The 4208-nt window shown below is 64.9% G+C and carries 4 protein-coding genes and 1 tRNA gene; 3 read left to right on the forward strand and 2 right to left on the reverse strand.

Annotation, left to right across the window (positions count from 1 at the left end; translation table 11 throughout):
• Positions 1-77 (reverse strand) — tRNA-Pro (locus tag VMR03_RS02855).
• A 391-nt stretch (positions 78-468) separates the two neighbouring features.
• On the opposite strand from VMR03_RS02855, the gene VMR03_RS02860 reads away from it, so the two are divergent.
• On the forward strand, positions 469-2208 hold the full coding sequence (locus VMR03_RS02860; RefSeq protein ID WP_325402088.1) for an ABC transporter permease subunit: 1740 nt from the start codon (positions 469-471) through the stop codon (positions 2206-2208).
• A 17-nt stretch (positions 2209-2225) separates the two neighbouring features.
• Positions 2226-3539, forward strand: coding sequence for a nitrate/sulfonate/bicarbonate ABC transporter ATP-binding protein (locus VMR03_RS02865; protein WP_325402092.1), 1314 nt, complete (start codon positions 2226-2228; stop codon positions 3537-3539).
• 51 nt (positions 3540-3590) lie between these two features.
• Here the strand turns inward: VMR03_RS02865 and VMR03_RS02870 are convergent, their stop codons facing one another.
• Positions 3591-3803, reverse strand: a complete 213-nt coding sequence (locus VMR03_RS02870) for a hypothetical protein (protein ID WP_325402090.1) — start codon at positions 3801-3803, stop codon at positions 3591-3593.
• Between the two features lie 249 nt (positions 3804-4052).
• Between VMR03_RS02870 and VMR03_RS02875 the strand changes: the two genes are divergently transcribed.
• Positions 4053-4208 (forward strand): NADH dehydrogenase ubiquinone Fe-S protein 4 (locus VMR03_RS02875; RefSeq protein WP_325402094.1); only part of this gene is annotated, 156 nt, incomplete at its 3' end.

Here is a 4208-nt window from a genome sequence, read left to right on the forward strand (position 1 = left end):
TGGTCGGGGCGGAGAGATTCGAACTCCCGACCCTCTGCTCCCAAAGCAGATGCGCTACCAGGCTGCGCTACGCCCCGACGGCTTCCCAATACACCGGGAAGGGCCTGAGCCGCAACCGCGGGGCTTACCTGGACCGGCAGCGCCCGCCGACCGGCTAAATGAAAATTAAGCCTGGGTCTTGTTGCACTGCGATTGACCGCTTCGGCGCACGGGCCTATACGGGCTCCGACGACGGGGCGTCCGCCCCGAAGCTCGATGAGGAAAAGATGGACGGCGACAGTAGTCGGTTGGGCCTGCGGGGCTGAACCTGATGCGGCCGGAGGCGGGTTCCGCCTCCCTCGCACGGGCAGTTCTCGCTGGCCCGTGCGAGGCGATCATGGATATCTCCTTTTTTGCGATTTCGCCGCCCGGGCGGGCGGTTTTCGACGGCCGGTTTGCGGCTGACGCGGTTGCGCCGGCGGTGCGGCCATGACCGAGATTTCAACCATCTCGGTGGCCCGACGCGAGCGCCTGACGCCGTCGCCCTGGGACGGCATCGCGCTCTGTCTCGTCGCTGGTACGCTTGCCCTCATCGTCTATGGCGCGCAGCAGATGGGGGCGCCGCTGGCGAGCGCCGCCAAGGCGCAGATTTCACTCTCGCCATGGGCCTTGCCCGAATATGCGCTCCGAACCACGCTGCGCATGTTCGCCGCGCTCGGCGCTTCGCTTCTCTTCACCTTCACCTATGCGACCGCCGCCGCGAAGAGCCGCCGCGCGGGCGCCGTGCTGATCCCGATCCTCGACGTGCTGCAGTCGGTGCCGGTGCTGGGCTTCCTGTCCTTCACGGTCGTCGGCTTCATGGCGCTCTTTCCAGGCAGCGTCGCGGGCGCCGAATGCGCGGCGATTTTCGCGATCTTCACCGCCCAGGCCTGGAACATGGCCTTCAGCTTCTATCAGTCGCTGCGCACGATCCCATCGGACCTCGACGAAGCGAGCAGGGCGTTCCGCCTGTCAGGCTGGCAGCGCTTCTGGCGGCTCGAAGTGCCCTTCGCCATGCCGGCCCTTGTCTGGAACATGATGATGTCGATGTCGGGGAGCTGGTTCTTCATCGTCGCGTCGGAAGCGATCTCGGTCGGCAACACGACGATCACCCTGCCGGGCATCGGCTCCTATGTGGCGCTGGCGATCGAGCGGCGCGACCTCGCCGCCGTCTTCTACGCGGTCGGCGCGATGCTCGTCGTCATTCTGGCTTACGACCAGCTCCTGTTCCGCCCCCTCGTCGCCTGGGCGCAGAAGTTCCGCTTCGAGCAGACCATGGGGCAGGACGTGCCCGGCGTCTGGCTGCTCCGCGTGTTGAACCGGGCGCGTCTGGTGCAGCTCGCATTGATCCCCGTGCAGGCCGGTTTCACGAGCGTCGCCCATGCGCCGCTCACCCTGGGTCGTTGGCGCTGGCGGCGCTCGGCGGCGCAGAAGCGCTGGGCGAGCCTTCTCTGGGGTGTGGTGTGGTGGAGCGTCTGGGGGCTGGTCGGCGCCTATGGCCTGTACGCCCTTTACGGTGAACTCGCCGGCCGCGTCGACCTCGTGGAAGTGCTGACCGCCTTCAACCTCGGCCTGATGACGATGATCCGGGTGATCGTTCTCGTCGCGCTTGCGAGCCTCGTCTGGGTTCCGATCGGCGTCTGGATCGGCCTGCGTCCACGGCTCGCCATGCGGCTGCAACTGATCGCTCAGATCCTTGCGGCCTTTCCAGCAAACCTTCTCTTTCCGGTCGCCGTCGTCGGCATCCTCCACTTCCAGCTCAACCCGAACATCTGGTTGAGCCCGCTGATGATCCTCGGCACGCAGTGGTACATCCTCTTCAACGTGATCGCCGGTGCGAGCGCCTTCCCGAACGATCTGCGCGACGCCGCCGCGAACTTCCGCGTCGGCGGGCGGCACTGGTGGTTCAAGGTGATGCTGCCCGGCATCTTCCCCTATTTCATCACCGGCGGTCTTACTGCGACGGGCGGCTCGTGGAACGCGAGCATCGTCGCCGAACTCGTCGTCTGGGGAAACACGCGGCTCGAGGCGAACGGCCTCGGCTCCTATATCGCCAAGGCGACGGTGGCGGGCGATTACCCGCGCATCATTCTCGGCGTGATGGTGATGGCTGTGTTCGTGACCGTGTTCAACCGGCTCGTCTGGCGTCCGCTGCATAATTTCGCGGAACGCCGTCTGCGCATGATCTGAAGGAGGTCCCCATGGCCATGGCGACGACACTGCAGACGAAAAACGTTCTCGAGGTAAAGGACGTCAGAAAGGCCTTCCCACGTCCCTCGGGCGGCGAGCTCACCGTTCTCGACGATGTCGATATGACGCTCAAGGAGGGCGAGATCGTCGGGTTGCTCGGACGTTCGGGCTCCGGCAAATCGACGCTGCTGCGCATCATGGCCGGGCTCATCGAGCCGACGGGCGGCGAGGCGCGCTTTCTCGGCGCGCCGATCGACGGGCCGGCCGAAGGCATCGCCATGGTCTTCCAGACCTTCGCGCTCTTTCCCTGGCTCACCGTTCTTCAGAACGTGCAGCTCGGCCTCGACGCCCTGCAGATTCCGAAGGAGGAGGCGCACAAGCGCGCGCTCGAGGCGATCGACCTCGTCGGCCTCGACGGCTTCGAAAGCGCCTATCCCAAGGAGCTTTCCGGCGGCATGCGCCAGCGCGTCGGCTTCGCGCGGGCATTGGTCGTCCACCCCGATCTGCTGCTGATGGACGAGCCTTTTTCGGCGCTCGACGTGTTGACGGCCGAAACGTTGCGCACCGATCTGCTCGATCTCTGGTCCGAAGGCCGGATGCCGATCAAGTCGATCCTGCTCGTGACCCACAACATCGAGGAGGCGGTGCTGATGTGCGACCGCATTCTCCTCTTCTCGTCCAATCCGGGTCGTGTCATCGCCGAAATTCCGGTCGACATCCAGCGGCCGCGTAACCGCCTCGATCCGAAATTCCGTTGGCTGGTGGACAGCATCTACGAGCGGATGACCATGCCGGCCAAGGCGCAGGCGACCGGCGCCATGCCGGCCTTTTCCGGCGGCGGCATCGACATGATCCTGCCGCGCGTCTCGACGAATTCGATCGCCGGTCTCATCGAAGCGGTCGCCGGCGCGCCCTATCACGGCAAGGCTGACCTGCCGCAGGTCGCCGAGCATATGCGCATGACGACCGACGCGCTTTTCAGCATCGGTGAGACGCTACAGCTTCTGCGCTTCGCCGAGATCGAAGGCGGCGATATCCGGTTGACCGAGGCGGGCACGCGTTTTGCCAATGAGGGCCCGAACGAACGCAAGCAGATGTTCGCCGAACGCCTGCTCACGCATGTGCCGCTGGCCGCCCATATCAAGCGGGTGCTGGACGAGCGCCCGGCGCATCGGGCGCCCTATGCGCGTTTCGCCGAGGAACTCGAGGATGCGATGTCGGAGGAATGGGCGGAGCAGACGCTCAGAAGCGTCATCAACTGGGGCCGCTTCGCGGAGGTATTCGCCTATGACGAGAACCAGGCCATGCTGAGCTTGGACAATCCGAGCTAATCCGGCCGGAAACCCTCCCCGCGGGGGAACGGGGAGGGTCCTATCGGCGGGTCAGGCGGCGGCGGGCATCGAGGCCGCGACTTCCTTGGGGCTCAGCCAGTAGGCCCGGCTGGCCAGTCGTTCGACCCGATCGGCACGCCAGAGGGGTACGCCGTTGCGCAGATGCGGGCCGGTGAGGTCGAGTACGCATTCGATATCGAGCGGATTGAAGCCTTTGGCCTTGAGAAGCCGTGTCGCAGAGGCAAGGTCGAGGTATTCGTTCATTGGGGGCCTCCTTACTCTGATACGAATGGGATTTTACGTCTCTGACGTGTCACTGCCGTGACCGCCGGGCAAATCCTCTATGAACTCGGGTAGATCGGGCAGGGTCTGGCTGGGGGTGGAGGGAGCGCGACCGTGGACCGGCCGCCGGGGTGTGTGGTTGTCGCTTGCAAGTCTGGCCGATTTGGGGCGATAAGAATGCGATTTCAAGACTTTGCCCCGATTATCGGGCAGATGAACGGAGTTTAAGGAATGGCGCGCGCGCGTATCTACAAGCCGTCGAGAAATGCCATGCAGTCGGGCAAGGCCAAGACGAAGAAGTGGATGCTTGAATTCGAAGCCTCCGCCGCGCGCAAGGTCGAGCCGCTGATGGGCTGGACGAGTTCGCCGGACACGAACACGCAGGTC

The organism is Parvibaculum sp. (assembly GCF_035511255.1).
Taxonomy (GTDB): Bacteria; Pseudomonadota; Alphaproteobacteria; order Parvibaculales; family Parvibaculaceae; genus Parvibaculum.